Annotated in this window: 14 protein-coding genes and 1 riboswitch; of the genes, 9 read left to right on the top strand and 5 right to left on the bottom strand. The window is 72.2% G+C overall.

Going from position 1 to position 15,323, the window contains the following annotated elements; genetic code table 11:
• The first annotated feature begins 193 nt into the window (after positions 1–193).
• A riboswitch (cyclic di-AMP (ydaO/yuaA leader) is annotated at positions 194–358 on the top strand.
• Positions 359–370: 12 nt separating this feature from the next.
• Positions 371–1,126 carry a M23 family metallopeptidase gene (locus AQI88_RS27135; RefSeq protein ID WP_067004086.1) on the top strand — a complete coding sequence of 252 codons (756 nt, stop codon included), beginning with the start codon at positions 371–373 and terminating at the stop codon, positions 1,124–1,126.
• Positions 1,127–1,324: 198 nt separating this feature from the next.
• A complete protein-coding gene (locus AQI88_RS27130) occupies positions 1,325–2,020 on the top strand; it encodes a GntR family transcriptional regulator (RefSeq protein ID WP_067004084.1) in 696 nt (231 codons plus the stop codon).
• A 183-nt stretch (positions 2,021–2,203) separates the two neighbouring features.
• Here AQI88_RS27130 and AQI88_RS27125 read toward each other — a convergent pair whose 3' ends face one another.
• A complete protein-coding gene (locus AQI88_RS27125; protein ID WP_007385204.1) occupies positions 2,204–2,485 on the bottom strand; it encodes an HPr family phosphocarrier protein in 282 nt (93 codons plus the stop codon).
• Between the two features lie 179 nt (positions 2,486–2,664).
• Here AQI88_RS27125 and AQI88_RS27120 point away from each other — a divergent pair, with 179 nt between their 5' ends.
• The 5 genes from AQI88_RS27120 to AQI88_RS27100 are packed head-to-tail and all read left to right on the top strand — an operon-like array spanning position 2,665 to position 8,509.
• Positions 2,665–5,589 carry a bifunctional acetate--CoA ligase family protein/GNAT family N-acetyltransferase gene (locus tag AQI88_RS27120; RefSeq protein ID WP_208615910.1) on the top strand — a complete coding sequence of 975 codons (2,925 nt, stop codon included), beginning with the start codon at positions 2,665–2,667 and terminating at the stop codon, positions 5,587–5,589.
• A gap of 21 nt (positions 5,590–5,610) precedes the next feature.
• Positions 5,611–6,024 carry a hypothetical protein gene (locus AQI88_RS27115; RefSeq protein WP_067004082.1) on the top strand — a complete coding sequence of 138 codons (414 nt, stop codon included), beginning with the start codon at positions 5,611–5,613 and terminating at the stop codon, positions 6,022–6,024.
• Position 6,025: 1 nt separating this feature from the next.
• A complete protein-coding gene (locus AQI88_RS27110; RefSeq protein WP_067004080.1) occupies positions 6,026–6,622 on the top strand; it encodes a DUF5998 family protein in 597 nt (198 codons plus the stop codon).
• The gene (locus tag AQI88_RS27105; RefSeq protein ID WP_067004078.1) at positions 6,622–7,812 is read left to right on the top strand and encodes an alkaline phosphatase family protein; all 1,191 of its coding nucleotides are present in this window, start codon (positions 6,622–6,624) and stop codon (positions 7,810–7,812) included. Before AQI88_RS27110 ends, AQI88_RS27105 begins: the two co-directional genes overlap by 1 nt.
• A gap of 46 nt (positions 7,813–7,858) precedes the next feature.
• Positions 7,859–8,509, top strand: coding sequence for a thymidine kinase (locus tag AQI88_RS27100; protein WP_067004076.1), 651 nt, complete (start codon positions 7,859–7,861; stop codon positions 8,507–8,509).
• Between the two features lie 17 nt (positions 8,510–8,526).
• Here AQI88_RS27100 and AQI88_RS27095 read toward each other — a convergent pair whose 3' ends face one another.
• Positions 8,527–9,318 (bottom strand): VOC family protein, encoded by a 792-nt coding sequence (locus AQI88_RS27095; protein ID WP_067004074.1) that lies wholly within the window; start codon positions 9,316–9,318, stop codon positions 8,527–8,529.
• 318 nt (positions 9,319–9,636) lie between these two features.
• Between AQI88_RS27095 and AQI88_RS27090 the strand changes: the two genes are divergently transcribed.
• Positions 9,637–10,488: a sulfurtransferase gene (locus AQI88_RS27090; RefSeq protein ID WP_067004072.1), complete on the top strand. Its 852-nt coding sequence runs from the start codon at positions 9,637–9,639 to the stop codon at positions 10,486–10,488.
• Positions 10,489–10,548: 60 nt separating this feature from the next.
• Here AQI88_RS27090 and sepH read toward each other — a convergent pair whose 3' ends face one another.
• Positions 10,549–11,580 (bottom strand): septation protein SepH, encoded by a 1,032-nt coding sequence (gene sepH / locus AQI88_RS27085; RefSeq protein WP_067004070.1) that lies wholly within the window; start codon positions 11,578–11,580, stop codon positions 10,549–10,551.
• A gap of 480 nt (positions 11,581–12,060) precedes the next feature.
• Here sepH and AQI88_RS43600 point away from each other — a divergent pair, with 480 nt between their 5' ends.
• Positions 12,061–12,774 (top strand): hypothetical protein, encoded by a 714-nt coding sequence (locus AQI88_RS43600; RefSeq protein WP_079057826.1) that lies wholly within the window; start codon positions 12,061–12,063, stop codon positions 12,772–12,774.
• Here AQI88_RS43600 and AQI88_RS27070 read toward each other — a convergent pair.
• Together AQI88_RS27070 and AQI88_RS27065 are read right to left on the bottom strand one after the other, a co-directional pair.
• On the bottom strand, positions 12,698–14,017 hold the full coding sequence (locus tag AQI88_RS27070) for a D-arabinono-1,4-lactone oxidase (RefSeq protein WP_067004064.1): 1,320 nt from the start codon (positions 14,015–14,017) through the stop codon (positions 12,698–12,700). The two genes, AQI88_RS43600 and AQI88_RS27070, sit on opposite strands and share 77 nt — an antisense overlap.
• Entirely contained in the window at positions 13,977–15,215 is a 1,239-nt protein-coding gene (locus AQI88_RS27065) for an MFS transporter (protein WP_067004062.1), read from the bottom strand. Before AQI88_RS27065 ends, AQI88_RS27070 begins: the two co-directional genes overlap by 41 nt.
• Between the last annotated feature and the right edge of the window lie 108 nt (positions 15,216–15,323).

Below are 15,323 nucleotides of genomic sequence, written 5' to 3'. Positions count from 1 at the left end.
CCCTGGTGACCGACGGGTCATCAGGGCCCCTTGCCGTGCATCGCGCTTCTCCAGATGTCCGAATTGGGGCAGAGGTTGCCCGTCTGACCTGTGGGATGCGCTACAAAAGCCCGGATCCGCTTGGGGATCGAAAGCCGGGCCCTTTAGCGTCTTCCGGGCTGTTCGTCAGGCAGTGCGCCGCGCCCGCGGCACCGGACAGTCATCGCCGAGTCCCCGTACGGCGCGAGCCAGGGGAGCCGGGGACCCAACCGCAGTCCCTGGGGTGAATCGGACGCCCGCGCGCGAGCGAGGGGGTCCGTAGGAGACCTTCCTGCTCCGAACCCGTCAGCTAACCCGGTAGGCGAGAGGGAAGGAAAGGACCAGCCACTTCATGGCGTTCATGTGCGCCACCGGGAAGCACCGCAAGCCCGGCCGGGCCAAGCGCACCACCGCTCAGGCGGCCGGTATCGCGGCCCTCACCGGCACCGGTGTCATCGGTACCCTCGCGGTCACCCCGGCGCTCGCCGCGGAGAACTCCGCCGAGCAGACCGGCCTCACCCCGGTCATCACCGTGAGCGACACGCTCGCCGAGCAGATCGACGAGCAGGCCACCGCCCAGACGGAGGCCGCCGAGCAGAAGGCGGCCGAGGTGGCTGCGGCCAAGGCGGCCGCCGAGAAGGCCAGGAAGGACCGTGAGGTCCGCGCGCGCGCCGCCCGCGAGGCCGAGCGCAAGCGCCTGAACGCCTTCGTCGCCCCGATCGCGAACTCGTACGTCTCCACGGGCTACAAGACCGGTGGCTCCCTGTGGTCCTCCGGCTCCCACACCGGCATCGACTTCCACGCGGCCAGCGGCACGTCCGTCCACGCGGTCGGCTCCGGCACCGTCGTCTCCACCGGCTGGGGCGGGGCGTACGGCAACCAGATAGTGATCCGGATGGCCGACGGCATGTACACCCAGTACGGCCACCTGTCGTCCATCGGCGTCACCGTGGGCCAGAAGGTCACCCCGGGCCAGCAGATCGGCCTGTCCGGCGCGACCGGCAACGTCACCGGACCGCATCTGCACTTCGAGGCCCGTACGACCCCCGAGTACGGCTCGGACGTCGACCCCGTCGCCTACCTCCGCGGGCACGGCGTGAACGTCTGACGACCGCGCACACGGCATCCCGAAGCCCCGGCTCACGCGCCGGGGCTTTCGCCGTTTGTCACCGCGTCCGCCGTACCCGCTGTCCAAAAAATATCCCTGGATTCCGGCCTGCCGTCGGAAATTCCGGCTCATTGCAATAGAGTCACGGAACACACGTCCATCGTCGACGTTTCACGGGGATTAAAGCGGAGGTCGGTCATGCGTATTCCGGCGCACTCGGTATGCACGGCGATCCGGGACGACATCGTCGCCGGTGTCTACGAGCGCGGCAGCCGCCTCACCGAGGAAGTCCTGGCCCGCCGCTACGGCGTCTCGCGCGTCCCCGTCCGTGAGGCCCTGCGCACCCTGGAGGCGGAGGGCTTCGTGGTGACCCGGCGGCACGCGGGCGCCTGCGTGGCCGAGCCGACCGAGCAGGAGGCCGCGGACTTGCTGGACATGCGCACGCTCCTGGAGCCTCTCGGCGCCTCCCGGGCCGCCCAGCGGCGCACCGAGGCCCATCTGAAGGTGCTGCGCGGTCTGGTGCGGCTCGGCCAGGAGCGGGCCAGGCGGGGCAGCAGCGAGGATCTGCGCTCTCTGGGCGGCTGGTTCCACGAGACGCTCGCGCAGGCCTCCGGCAGCCACTCGCTGACCTCGATGCTCACCCAGCTGCGGCACAAGATCGCCTGGATGTACGCGGTGGAGGCCCCGGTGAGCCCCGTGGATTCCTGGGCGGAGCACGGCGCGATCGTGGACGCGGTGGCGCGCGGCGACGGCGAGCGCGCGCGGGCGATCACGGCGCATCACGCCGAGCGTGCGACGGCCGCGCACCGGTTGCGGTTCACCTCGGGCGGCGACCGGGCGGAGCGTGTGAGGAACTCGCAACATGCCGTAAACATGTCGAGCCTGCGGCATTAACACGGGCGCCGTATACAAAGAGGTGATATTCGGTGGGCGTGCATTTCTGCTGGCCTTTTCCCGGCGCGCCGCGAATTCGCGGTCGCGTGCCTTTCGTGTGCCTGCGATAAACCCGCCCGGCCCGGTGTCGAAAACGCGAAAGCCGCGTCACCCTTTCCGGATGACGCGGCTTCCCGGTACGGATCAGACCGTCTCGGGCAGCTCCTCGAGGCCCTCGGCGACCAGCTTGGCCAGACGGTCCAGGGCGGCGTCCGCACCCTCGGCGTCGGAGGCGAGGACGATCTCCTCGCCGCCCTGGGCGCCCAGGCCCAGGACAGCCAGCATGGAGGCCGCGTTGACGGGGTTGCCGTCGGCCTTGGCGATCGTCACCGGGATACCTGCGGCCGTGGCGGCCCGGACGAAGATGGAAGCGGGGCGGGCGTGGAGGCCCTCGGCCCAGCCGACGTTGACGCGGCGCTCAGCCATGTGTTGCTGCCCTTCAGTTTCTCAGGGTTGTCTAGACCAGTTTCCCATATTGTGAAGCATGCCCGGAGCGGTCCTTCGTCCCGCTCCGGTGTGTCGTCGGACCGCGGCCTCGGTCCGGGTTTTCGTCCTCCACAGACTGCCTCGCGCCGTTGTCGGACGCGAGCCGTACTCTGGGGCCCATGCAGAGCCCGGCGGACCGGCAGGACCGGCACGAGTACCCCGCCCACTGGGAGGCGGACGTGGTGCTGCGCGACGGGGGTACCGCGCGCATCCGGCCCATCACCGTTGATGACGCCGACCGCCTGGTCAGCTTCTACGAGCAGGTCTCGGACGAGTCGAAGTACTACCGCTTCTTCGCGCCGTACCCACGACTGTCCGCCAAGGACGTCCACCGCTTCACGCACCACGACTTTGTGGACCGGGTGGGACTCGCGGCCACCATCGGCGGCGAGTTCATCGCCACCGTACGCTATGACCGCATCGGCGCCGACGGCCTGCCCGCCTCCGCGCCCGCCGACGAGGCCGAGGTCGCCTTCCTCGTCCAGGACGCCCACCAGGGCCGCGGGGTCGCCTCCGCCCTCCTGGAGCACATCGCGGCCGTCGCCCGCGAGCGCGGCATCCGCCGCTTCGCCGCCGAGGTGCTGCCCGCCAACACCAAGATGATCAAGGTGTTCACGGACGCCGGGTACACCCAGAAGCGCAGCTTCGAGGACGGCGTCGTACGCCTGGAGTTCGACCTCGAACCCACCGACCGTTCCCTCGCCGTGCAGCGCGCCCGGGAGCAGCGCGCCGAGGCCCGTTCGGTACGGCGGCTGCTGGCTCCGGGCTCCGTCGCGGTCGTGGGCGTCGGCCGCGCTCCCGGCGGGGTGGGGCGCAGCATCCTCGGCAACCTCCGGGACGCCGGCTACTCCGGCAGCCTGCACGCCGTGAACCAGGCCTTCCCCGAGGACCTCAAGGAGGTCGACGGGGTGCCCGCGTACCGCTCGGTGCGGGACATCGAGGGACCGGTGGACCTCGCCGTCGTCGCCGTACCGGCCGAGCATGTGCCCGCGGTGGTCTCCGAGTGCGGCGAGCACGGGGTCCAGGGCCTGGTCGTGCTCGCCGCCGGGTACGCCGAGAGCGGGCCCGAGGGGCGGGAGCGGCAGCGGGCCCTCGTCCGGCACGCGCGCGCGTACGGCATGCGGATCATCGGCCCGAACGCCTTCGGTGTCATCAACACCGCGCCCGACGTCCGCCTGAACGCCTCGCTGGCCCCCGAGATGCCGCGCCCCGGCCGCATCGGGCTGTTCGCGCAGTCCGGGGCCATCGGCATCGCGCTGCTGTCCCGGCTGCACCGGCGCGGGGGCGGGGTCACCGGGGTCACCGGCGTGTCCACCTTCGTGTCCGCCGGGAACCGGGCCGACGTCTCCGGCAACGACGTCCTCCAGTACTGGTACGACGATCCGGAGACCGACGTCGTCCTGATGTACCTGGAGTCCATCGGCAACCCGCGCAAGTTCAACCGCCTCGCCCGGCGCACGGCGGCGGCGAAGCCGCTGGTGGTGGTGCAGGGAGTCGGTTCCGCGCCGCAGGGACACGCGGTACGGGCGACACGGCTGCCGCACGCGACCGTCTCCGTGCTGCTGCGGCAGGCCGGGGTGATCCGGGTGGACACGATCACCGAGCTGGTCGACGCGGGCCTGCTGCTCGCCCGGCAGCCGCTGCCCGCGGGGCCGCGCGTGGCGATCCTCGGGAACTCCGAGTCGCTGGGGGTACTGACGTACGACCGGTGCCTCGCTGAGGGGCTGCGGCCCTCGCGTCCGCTGGACCTGACGACGGGGGCGACGGCGGGGGACTTCCATCGGGCGTTGTCGCGGGCGCTGGCGGACGTGACGTGTGATGCGGTGGTTGTCACGGCGATTCCGGCGATCGGGGAGGGGTCGCCGGGGGATGCGGAGCTGGCGGAGGCGCTTCGGTCGGCTGCGGCGGGGGTGCCTGGGAAGCCGGTGCTGGTGGTGCACGTGGAGCTTGGGGGGCTTGCTGAAGCGTTGTCGGCTGCGGCGAGTACTGCACCACAGGCCGTTGCGAAGGCACCCGGCGCCGGCGGCGGTGCCCACCCTCCCCCACTCTCGGCTTCGCTCGAGCGGGGGGACCCCCATCGCCCTGCGCAACGGCTGCCCACCGCGGGGGCGGAGCGGCTGACCGCCGTGGTAGCAGCCCCTGCCGAGAGCCTTGAGAGGCGCGCCCCTGAAGGTGCCGACTCCCGCCTCATCCCCGCCTACCCCGCCGCCGAGCGCGCCGTCCGCGCCCTCGCCGAAGCCGTGAAGTACGGGCAGTGGCGGCGGGAGGCCATGCATCCGGGCAAGGTGCCGGAGTACGACGACATCGACGAGAAGGGGGCCGCCGAGCTGATCGGAGGGCTGCTGGAGCGTGGGCAGGGGCTCACGGTCGGGCAGGCGGAGACCTGTGAGCTGCTCGGGAAGTACGGCATCCAGGTGCGCCGGGCGCTGCCCGCACGCACCCCGGACGCCGCCGCCGAGGCCGCCCGCGCCCTCGGCTACCCCGTGGCCCTGAAAGCCACCGCCCCGCACCTGCGGCACCGCGCCGACCTGGGCGGGGTACGGCTGGACCTCGCGGACGAGGAGCAACTGCGCAGGTCCTACGCCGAGTTGGCCGAGTTGTTCGGGAAGCCCGAGGAGCTGCGGCCGGTGGTGCAGGCGATGGCACCGCGGGGAGTCGACACCGTCGTACGTGCCGTGATCGACCCGGCTGCCGGGGCCGTGCTGTCCTTCGGTCTCGCCGGGGCCGCCTCGCAGTTGCTCGGTGACATGGCGCACCGGCTGGTCCCGGTCACCGACCGGGAGGCGACCTCGCTGGTGCGCTCCATCCGGACGGCACCGCTGCTGTTCGGCTGGCGCGGCTCCACGCCGGTGGACACGCCCGCGCTGGAGGAGCTGCTGCTGCGCGTGTCCCGGCTGGTGGACGACCACCCCGAGGTCGTCGCCGTCACCCTGGAGCCGGTCGTCGTCGCCCAGCAGGGCGTGAGCGTCCTCGGTGCCACCCTGCGGCTCGCGCCGCCGCCCGCCCGCGGCGACCTCGGCCCGCGCACGCTGCCGGCCTACTGAGCGGCGAGGGGGGGGCACCGCATGGAGATCGCCGGACGGGAGCTGCCCGAGGGCAGCTGGTGGGACTGGGAAGTGATCGTCTGGGACGGCGGGCAGCTGCGGCTGGCCGCCGGATACGACCTCACCTACCACCACGGCCTGGAGCTGGTCTTCGCCGACCCGGTCTTCGTCTCCTGTCCGTCCGGCTTCCAGGACCCCGTCTTCCGGGCGCCCACGGCCGAGGAGACCGCGCGTCTCGGGCGTGCCCTGGGCGAAGCACCGCCCCTCGTGGTCGCGTTCGAAGCGGACGCCGGCGGCCGCGAACCCGTCTCCTGTCTGATCGCCGCCGAGCGGCTGGACATCCTGCCGGGGCTCGTCCCGAGACACCCGCGCGCGGGTGCGGAAGCCGCCCCCGGTGCCCGCGACTGGCCCGGACCTCCCTTGCCCACGGATTAGGATGGACGCCATGGCCAAGACCAGTACGACGACCCAGGGGCTGCGCACGGCGATCGAGCGCAGCGGCTACTACCCGGCCCTCGTGGCCGAGGCGGTGGAGGCCGCTGTGGGCGGCGAGCCCATCCGGTCGTACCTGGTCCACCAGGAAACCACGTTCGACCAGAACGAGGTGCGCCGGCATGTGACCGTCCTGGTCCTCACCGGCAACCGCTTCATCGTCAGCCACACCGACGAGCAGGCCGCCGACACGACCTCCCCGACGCCGTACGCCACGACGTCCACGGAGTCCGTGAAGCTCGGCCGGATCTCGTCGGTCGTGGTCAGCCGGGTGGTCGCGAACCCGGAGCAGTACAAGCCGGGCACGCTGCCCCGCGAGGTCGTGCTGACCATCGGCTGGGGCGCGGTCAGCCGCCTCGACCTGGAGCCGGCCGCCTGCGGCGACCCCAACTGCGAGGCGGACCACGGCTACACGGGCAGCTCCACGGCGGACGACCTCAGCCTGCGCGTCAGCGAGGCCGGGGACGGCCCGGAGACGGTGCGCCAGGCGCTCGCCTTCGCGCAGGCGATCTCCGAGGCGACTGCGGACGTCACACGCTGATGGCCCTGCCTACCTCCTGGGACCACCCGGAACCGCTCGCCCTCGACACCGCGCCGCTGCCCGAGTACGGCACCGGCTCGCTCGCCGACCTGCTGCCCACGCTGGCCGCCGGCCTCGGCGTCCCCGGTACGACCGCCACGATCACGGAACTGACCCCGGCCGACCGGGTCTGTGTCTTCCTGGTCGACGGGCTCGGCTGGGAGCAGCTCAGGGCGCACCCCGACGAGGCGCCCTTCCTGACCTCGCTGCTCGCCGGTTCACGCGGCGGCACCGGACGCCCGCTCACCGCCGGCTACCCGGCGACCACCGCGACCTCCCTCGCCTCGGTCGGCACGGGCCTTCCGCCGGGCGCCCACGGCCTGCCCGGCTACACGGTCCGCAACCCGGCCACCGGCGAGCTGATGAACCAGCTCCGCTGGCAGCCGTACACCGAGCCGCGCCCCTGGCAGCCGTACCCCACGGTCTTCCAGCTGGCCCACGAGGCCGGTGTGCACGCCGCCCAGGTGTCCTCGCCCGCCTTCCAGCACACCCCGCTGACCAAGGTCGCGCTCAGCGGCGGCACCTTCCACGGACGGCTGACCGGCGAGGAGCGCATGGACCTCGCGGCCGAGCAACTGGCCGCCGGGGACCGCTCCCTGGTGTACACGTACTACGCCGAGCTGGACGGCGCCGGGCACCGCTACGGCGTCGCCTCCGACACCTGGCGCGGACAGCTCATGTACGTCGACCGGCTCGCCCAGCGTCTCGCGGAGCAGCTTCCGCCGCGCAGCGCGCTGTACGTCACCGCCGACCACGGCATGGTCGACATCCCGTTCGACGAGCAGCACCGCATCGACTTCGACGAGGACTGGGAGCTGCGCGCCGGAGTCGCCCTGCTCGGCGGGGAGGGGCGGGCGCGGCACGTGTACGCGGTGCCGGGCGCCGAGTACGACGTACTGACCGTCTGGCGCGAGGTGCTCGGCGAGCAGTTCTGGGTGGCCTCGCGGGACGAGGCGATCGCGGCGGGCTGGTTCGGGCCGTATGTGGACGAGCGCGTGTATCCGCGCATCGGGGACGTGGTCGCGGCCGCGCACGACGACGTCCTGATCATCGCCTCCGAGCGGGAGCCCAAGGAGTCGTCGCTGGCCGGCAACCACGGCTCGATGACCCCCGCCGAGCAGCTGGTCCCGCTGCTCGAAGTACGCTCCTGAACCTCCCCGCCCTGTGACTACTCGCCCGAAAGGTGCTCAACCCCTCATGCCCGAGCTGGTGTTCTTCTCCGGAACGATGGACTGCGGGAAGTCGACGCTGGCTCTGCAGATCGAGCACAACCGCTCCGCGCGCGGCCTGGCCGGCATCATCTTCACCCGGGACGACCGGGCGGGCGAGGGCAAGCTGTCCTCCCGGCTGGGCCTGGTCACGGACGCGGTGGAGGTCGAGGACGGCCAGGACCTGTACGCCTACCTGGTCGAGCACCTCTCCCAGGGCGGGCGTGCGGACTATGTGATCGCGGACGAGGCGCAGTTCCTCGCGCCCGAGCAGATCGACCAGCTCGCGCGCGTGGTGGACGACCTCGGCATGGACGTCTTCGCCTTCGGGATCACCACCGACTTCCGCTCCAAGCTCTTCCCAGGCTCCCAGCGGCTGGTGGAGCTGGCCGACCGCATCGAGGTGCTCCAGGTCGAGGCGCTGTGCTGGTGCGGCGCCCGCGCCACGCACAACGCCCGCACGATCGGCGGCGAGATGGTGGTGGAGGGCGCCCAGGTGGTCGTCGGCGACGTCAACCACTCCGCGGACGAGGTCGGCTACGAGGTGCTGTGCCGCCGCCACCACCGGCGCCGGATGACCGCCGCGTCGGCCCGCGCGGCGGCCCTGTCCCCGGACGTCCTGCCGGTGTCCACGGCCTGAGGTCACCCAAGGGCGGCTCAGTGCGGGTTCTGGATCACCGAGAAGACCGCTCCCTCCGGATCCGCCACCGTGCCGACCAGGCCGTGCTCGCTGTCGTGGGCCGGTTTGAGCACCCGGCCACCCAGCTCGGCGGCCTGCCGTAGCGTCCGGTCGGCGTCCGCGACCTCGAAGTACGTCAGCCAGTGGGGCCCCCGGTCCCGCGGCAGCTCATGGCCGACCCCATGGATGGCGGCCACCGGGCGGCCCCCGACGTGCAGGGTCACGGAGTCGGAGCCGGCGGACACCACCGGTTCCTCCTCGTACCCGAACACGGTCTCGTAGAACTTGGCGACGCTCGCGGTCTCGAAGGTGAGCAGCTCGTTCCAGGCCGGTGTGCCGGGGACGCCGCTGAGCGTCGTGCCGAGGTGGGCCGCACCCTGCCAGATCCCGAACACCGCCCCGGAGGGGTCGGAGGCGATGGCCATCCGCCCGGCCTCGGCCGCGTCCAGCGGTCCGACGGCCACCGTGCCGCCGCACAGCCGCACCGCGTCGGCCGTCTGGTCGACGTCGTCCGTGGCGAGGTAGGGCGTCCAGGCGATCGGCAGCCGGCGGTCCGGCGGCAGCTGGCCGATGCCCGCCACCTCGTGCCCGTCCAGCAGGGCCCGCACATAGGGGCCGAGCTGCTGCGGGCCCGGCCGGAACTCCCAGCCGAACAGCGCCTCGTAGAACTCCTCGGTCGCGGCCAACCCGTGCGCCATCAGGCTCACCCAGCAGGGCGTGCCGGGCGCGCGCCGCGCGTATGGGCCCGCCGACTCCCGTGCCTCGGTCATCGATCACTCTCTCCCCGGCCCCTCACGGTGGCCGTGTCGCTTCCGCTCCCGATGGGCCGTGCCGCTGGTGCGTGCACGCCCGTGCCGGTACCCGGATCCTCCGGTGTGCCGCATGCCGTGCCGCGCTGTTGCCCGGGCGGTACCCCTGGGAGGATGTCCGGTCTGCCGCCTTACGCGGCTTCCTGACGATGGACGACGAGTGTCCGTCAGCTGTACAGCCTGTGCCCGATCCCGTACGCCTCGTGATCGACCCCGTCCGGCGGAGCAGAGTAGCCGGACCTGGACGCCGCGGCCACCCCTGGCGTAAGGATGGACGCCATGACAGCCATCATCACCGCAACCGAACTGGCCCACGTCCTGACCGCTCAGGCCCCGCCCCTCCTGCTCGACGTCCGCTGGCAGCTGAGCGTGGCGAAGGCGGCGGGCGCCCCGGCCTTCGACGGCCGGGCCGAGCACGCGGCCGGGCACATCCCCGGCGCGGTCTTCGTCGACCTGGACCGGGAGCTGGCCTCGGCCCCCGGGGAACATGGCCGGCATCCGCTGCCGAACCTCGCGGAGTTCGGCGCGGCCATGCGCCGCGCGGGCGTGTCGGCCGCCCGGCCGGTCGTCGTCTACGACGGCGGGCAGGGCTGGGCGGCCGCGCGCGCCTGGTGGCTGCTGCGCTGGACGGGTCACCCGGACGTGCGGGTCCTCGACGGCGGATTGCCGGCCTGGGAGGGCCCGCTGTCGACGGACGTGCGGGTCCCGGCCGAGGGCGACTTCGAACCGGCGCCGGGCGCGGCCGGGTTGCTCGACGCGGACGGCGCCGCCGCCCTGGCCCGCGCCGGCGTGCTGCTGGACGCGCGCGCGGGGGAGCGGTACCGCGGTGAGGTGGAGCCGATCGACCGGGTCGGCGGGCACATCCCGGGCGCGGTGTCGGCGCCGACGAACGAGAACGTGGGCCCGGACGGCCGTTTCCTGCCCGCGGCGGAACTGCGGGACCGCTTCAAGGCCCTGGGCGTGTCCGACGACGCGGAGGTGGGGGTGTACTGCGGCTCGGGCGTCTCGGGCGCGCACGAGGTGCTGGCGCTGGCGGTCGCGGGCATCCCGGCGGCCCTGTACGTCGGTTCCTGGTCGGAGTGGTCCTCGGACCCCTCCCGCCCGGTCGCGGTGGGCGCGGATCCGCAGTAGGCAGCCGGAAAAGTGGGGGCACGCGTGCGTGCCCCCACTTCATACAGGCGTACAGCCGGTTTACTCCTGCTTCTTGCGCCGCGTTCCGAACACGATCTCGTCCCAGCTCGGCACGGCGGCCCGGCGGCCGGGGCGGACGCCGTCGGCCTCGGCCTGGCGGTCGGTCGCGCCGATCAGCCGGTCGCGGTGGCTGCCCACCGAGCGCGGCATGAGCACGTCCGCGTAGGCGGAGCCGGCCGAGGCGGCGGGCGCCGGGGGCTCCTCCGCCTCGGGTTCGTCGGCGGGCTCCTCCGAGGTCTCCGACGGCCGTTCCGGGACCACCAGGTCGCCCCGGAAGCTCGGCACCGCCTCCAGGAGGCTGGTGAGCGAGTCGCGTTCGCCGGTGCTCTCCTCGGCGGGTTCGGAGGGCGGCACCGGCAGGCTCGGCCGCTCCCGGTCGAGGGCGCGGTCCAGCGGACGGTCGCGCGGCAGCCGGGCGATGCGCGGGACGAACGGGAAACTCGGCTCCGCCACGGCGAGGTCGTCGGACTCGCCGATCAGCGAGCGCGCCTCGTCGTCGACGGCCTGGACGAGCCGCCGGGGCGGGTCGTACGTCCAGCTCGCCGAGTGCGGTTCGCCCGCGACCCGGTAGACGAGGAGGACCTCCCAGGTGCCGTCGTCGCGGCGCCAGGAGTCCCACTGCACGGTGTCCTTCTCGGCGCCGCGCAGCAGCAGCCGCTCCTGGACGGTCTCGCCGAGCAGCGGACCGGAGTTCTCGCCTGGCCGGCGGACCGGGGTCTTGCGGGCCCGCTCGGCCATGAAGGCACGCTCGGCCAGCACGGGACCCTCGAAGCGCCGTACCCGGTCGACGGGGATGCCGGCGAGCTGGGCGACCTCTTCCGCGGAGGCACCCGCACGTATACGGGCCTGGATGTCGCGGGGGCGGAGATGGCTCTCCACCTCGATCTCGATCTGGCCGAGGCGGGGCCGGTCGCCGCGCACGGCGGCACGCAGCCGTTCGTCGATCGGAAGCGTGTACTCCGTAGAGTCGGCAGCCTTGAGCACCAGCCGTGTGCCGTCATTCGAGACGGCCACGACACGCAGTTCGGGCATGGGGACCTCCCGGGTGGTGCCTGCCGACGTCACGTGCGTCGCTGCTTCCGCTAGTCGAGTGTGGCCTGCCCGGGTGCAGCCTGCCACAACCTTGCCGAGTTGCCCGGCGTGTCGGGCACGGGCCCTGGGTCGCCGTTATGGCACGGTTACCTATTCGCAACGCTAAGTGACCATAGCCGTCACCCTGTGCAACTAGCCCCCTCCCGGCGGTCCTGCAAGGCCGCGGACACCCTGGTGGGAGACCGGACCCAGGGCTCGCAACAGTACTCCATTTGGACCACGTGCGTGGATCGGCGCGCCGCCCAACTTCTGGCAAGGGGTGCGACTTGGCCGCCCATCACCGGCTTCGGTGATCACGAACGTGGCGAACTTCACGCAATCCCCAGAAACGGAACTAATGGTTTCGTTCGTACGTCCCTTTCTCGTGCAGTAGGTCGCCCCATGTCCTTCAAGCATGGGAAAGGAAGGCAAGTTCCGGGTATGCGTGAAAAGGCCGATGCGGGTCGAAGGCGGATCGACCTGACCGTCCCTCAGGTCGCGGGCGGCGCCCTGGCGGCGGTCGTGGCGGCCAAACTGGCCTCGTACTTCGGGGTGTACGGCACGATCCTCGGCGCCGGAGTCGTCAGCACCGTCGCCACCTGCGGCGGCACCCTCTTCCAGCACTTCTTCCGGCGCACCGGGGAGCAGATCCGGGAGGTCACGGTCGCCGCCCGGCCGAAGGAGCAAGTGGCATCCGCGCCGGGTGAGTTCACCGAGGGCACCGTCTACCGCGCGCGCGTGAAGAGCTGGAAGCGCCCGGTCCTCGCGGCCGCCCTCGTCTTCGGCGTCACCATGGCAGGCATCACCGCGTACGAGCTGGTGTCCGGCGACAGCTTCAGTGGCGGCGGGGGGACTACGGTCAGTGACGCGGTCACCGGCCGGGGCTCGTCCCCGTCGAAGTCCGGCGACACCACGCCCTCTTGGTCTCCCCCGGACCTGCCCGCGAGCGGCAGCACCCCCTCCGGCGGCAGCGGTACGACGCACTCCAAGACGCCCGCGCCGAGCGGCTCCCCGGACGAGGAGCCGAACGGCGACGGGGCGACCCCGACGCCCATGCCTGGCGAGTCCACCGCGGCGCCTACGCCCCCAGAACCCTCCGCAAGTAGTCGTTCTGGAACAGCCGTTCCGGGTCAAGACGGTCCCGCAACGCCGTGAATTCACCGAAGCGCGGGTACGCCTCGGCGAAGTACTCGGCGCCCCGGGTGTGCACCTTGCCCCAGTGCGGCCGGCCCTCGTGTGCGGTGAAGATGCGCTCGGCGGCGGTGAAGTAGGCCTGGTAGGGCGTGCCACGGAACATGTGGACGGCGATGTACGCGCTGTCCCGGCCGGAGGCGGTGGACAGGGTGATGTCGTCGGCCGGGGCGGTGCGCACCTCGACCGGGAAGCTGATGCGCAGGCCGGAGCGCTCGACCATGGCCTTCAGCTCACGCAGCGTCTCGACCAGGGCCGCGCGCGGGACGGCGTACTCCATCTCCACGAAGCGCACCCGGCGCGGCGAGGTGAAGACCTTGTAAGGGATGTCCGTGTACGTCCGCGCGGACAGTGCCTTGCTGGAGACCCGGGCGATCGCCGGAATGGTCGCGGGCACTGCCCGGCCGGCCCACTGGGCCACCTGGAAGACGCCGTTGGAGAGGAACTCGTCCTCGAACCAGCCCGCCAGTTGCCCCACCGGCTGCTCGGGGCCCGCGCTGCGGTTGTTGCGCTTGGTGTTGGTGCTGCCGGTGTGCGGGAACCAGTAGAACTCGAAGTGCTCGTTCTCGGCCCACAGTTGATCGAACTCGGCCAGTACCCGCTCGAAGGGCATCGGCTCCTCGCGCGCGGTGAGCAGGAAGAGCGGCTCCACGGCGAAGGTGATCGCGGTGACGATACCGAGCGCGCCGAGGCCTGTCCGGGCGGCCGCGAAGACCTCCGGATTCTCCTTCTCGGAGCAGGCGAGCACCGAGCCGTCCGCCGTCACGAGTTCGAGTGCCTTGATCTGGGCAGCGATGGAGCCGGACTCCCGGCCGGTGCCGTGTGTGCCGGTGCTCGTGGCCCCGGAGACGGTCTGCTCCATGATGTCGCCCATGTTGGTGAGCGAGAGGCCCTCGCGGGCCAGGGCCGCGTTGAGTCTCTTGAGCGGGGTGCCCGCCTCGACCGTGACGGTCATGGCCTTCCGGTCAATGTTGCGAATCCCGGTCAACAGTTGAGGGCGGATCAATACACCGTCGGTGGCGGCGATCGACGTGAAGGAGTGCCCGGTACCGACCGCCTTCACCTTCAGGCCGTCCTCGGCGGCCCGGCGCACCGCCGCGGCCAGCTCCTCGATCGAGGCCGGCGTCACCTGCCGGGCGGGGCGGGCGGCGACATTGCCGCCCCAGTTACGCCAGGTGCCGTTCTTCGCGCTCGCTGTGGTGCTCAACGGTGCCTCCCCGACCCGCGGCCGGCCTGCGGAGCCGGCGGTACCCGAGGAAACCGACCGCGACCGCGACGGCCCCGGACGCGGCCGGAACCCCGTACCCGGCGCGCGCTCCGGCTGCGTCGATCACCCAGCCGGCCACGGAGGAGCCGACCGCGACCCCGACCGCGAGGCCGGTGCTCACCCAGGTCATGCCCTCGGTGAGTTTCGCGCGAGGTACGTGCTCTTCGATGAGGGACATCGTCGTGATCATCGTCGGCGCGATGGACAGCCCCGCAACGAACAGCGCCACGGCCAGAAGCGGCAGGTTTCCGACCAGTAGGAGTGGGATCATACTCACGGCCATCGCCCCTACGCCCAGCAACCAGCGACGTTCCGGCGCCCCGGCGAAGCGCAGCAGTCCGAAGACCACGCCGGCCACGCAGGAGCCGGCCGCGTACAGCGCCAGCACCAGGCTCGCGGCCGCCTTGTGGCCCTGCTCGTCGGCGAAGGCCACGGTGACCACGTCGACCGACCCGAAGATCGTCCCCGTGGCCACGAAGGTCGCCACCAGCACCTGGAGCCCGGCCGAGCGCAGCGCGCTGCCGTCGCCGTCCCGCTCGCGCGGGTGCGGCTCCGGCTCGGTGGCACGCTGGGCGGTCAGCCAGAAGACGCCGACGGCCAGGAAGCAGGCGGCCAGCAGGGGGCCCGCCTCCGGGAACCAGGCCGTGGACAGGCCGATGGAGGTGATCGGCCCGAAGATGAAGCAGACCTCGTCGACGACCGACTCGAACGAGTAGGCGGTATGGAGCTTCGGTGTCCCGCCGTACAGGGCCGCCCAGCGGGCCCGGATCATCGCGCCCAGGCTCGGCACCGAACCGATGCCGGCCGCGCAGACGAACAGCACCCAGTCCGGCCACCCGAGATGCGCGGCGAGCAGCAGCCCGGCGGCGGCCAGGAGCGCCACCAGGGTCGCGGGGCGCAGGACCCGGCGCTGGCCGTGCTGGTCCACCAGCCGGGATATCTGCGGCCCGATCGCGGCGGCGGACAGGGCGATGGTGGCCGACAGCGCGCCCGCGAGGCCGTAGCGCCCGGTGAGCTGCGAGACCATCGTGACCACGCCGATGCCCATCATGGACAGCGGCATCCGGCCGAGGAATCCCGCGGCGGAGAAGCCCTTGGTGCCGGGCTCGGCGAACAGGGCGCGGTACGGGCTGGGCACGTGGTCTCCGGGGCGTTCGGTAAGGCGCGAATGCGGCTGATACAGCTTACAAGTTAGGGGACCCTAATTGCACCAGGAATCTCAGCCGGAAATACCGGACTAAACCGC

The sequence above is a fragment of the Streptomyces cellostaticus genome (genome assembly GCF_001513965.1).
Classification (GTDB): Bacteria; Actinomycetota; Actinomycetes; order Streptomycetales; family Streptomycetaceae; genus Streptomyces; species Streptomyces cellostaticus.
Note: the sequence above shows the minus strand (reverse complement) of the source record. Positions and strands in the feature narration are given on the sequence as shown.

Bases quoted from the DNA above. Each gene is read 5' to 3' on its own strand.
- AQI88_RS27135 (WP_067004086.1), top strand. From the start codon at position 371: ATGGCGTTCATGTGCGCCACCGGGAAGCACCGCAAGCCCGGCCGGGCC.
- AQI88_RS27130 (WP_067004084.1), top strand. From the start codon at position 1,325: ATGCGTATTCCGGCGCACTCGGTATGCACGGCGATCCGGGACGACATC.
- AQI88_RS27125 (WP_007385204.1), bottom strand. From the start codon at position 2,485: ATGGCTGAGCGCCGCGTCAACGTCGGCTGGGCCGAGGGCCTCCACGCC.
- AQI88_RS27120 (WP_208615910.1), top strand. From the start codon at position 2,665: ATGCAGAGCCCGGCGGACCGGCAGGACCGGCACGAGTACCCCGCCCAC.
- AQI88_RS27115 (WP_067004082.1), top strand. From the start codon at position 5,611: ATGGAGATCGCCGGACGGGAGCTGCCCGAGGGCAGCTGGTGGGACTGG.
- AQI88_RS27110 (WP_067004080.1), top strand. From the start codon at position 6,026: ATGGACGCCATGGCCAAGACCAGTACGACGACCCAGGGGCTGCGCACG.
- AQI88_RS27105 (WP_067004078.1), top strand. From the start codon at position 6,622: ATGGCCCTGCCTACCTCCTGGGACCACCCGGAACCGCTCGCCCTCGAC.
- AQI88_RS27100 (WP_067004076.1), top strand. From the start codon at position 7,859: ATGCCCGAGCTGGTGTTCTTCTCCGGAACGATGGACTGCGGGAAGTCG.
- AQI88_RS27095 (WP_067004074.1), bottom strand. From the start codon at position 9,318: ATGACCGAGGCACGGGAGTCGGCGGGCCCATACGCGCGGCGCGCGCCC.
- AQI88_RS27090 (WP_067004072.1), top strand. From the start codon at position 9,637: ATGACAGCCATCATCACCGCAACCGAACTGGCCCACGTCCTGACCGCT.
- sepH (WP_067004070.1), bottom strand. From the start codon at position 11,580: ATGCCCGAACTGCGTGTCGTGGCCGTCTCGAATGACGGCACACGGCTG.
- AQI88_RS43600 (WP_079057826.1), top strand. From the start codon at position 12,061: ATGCGTGAAAAGGCCGATGCGGGTCGAAGGCGGATCGACCTGACCGTC.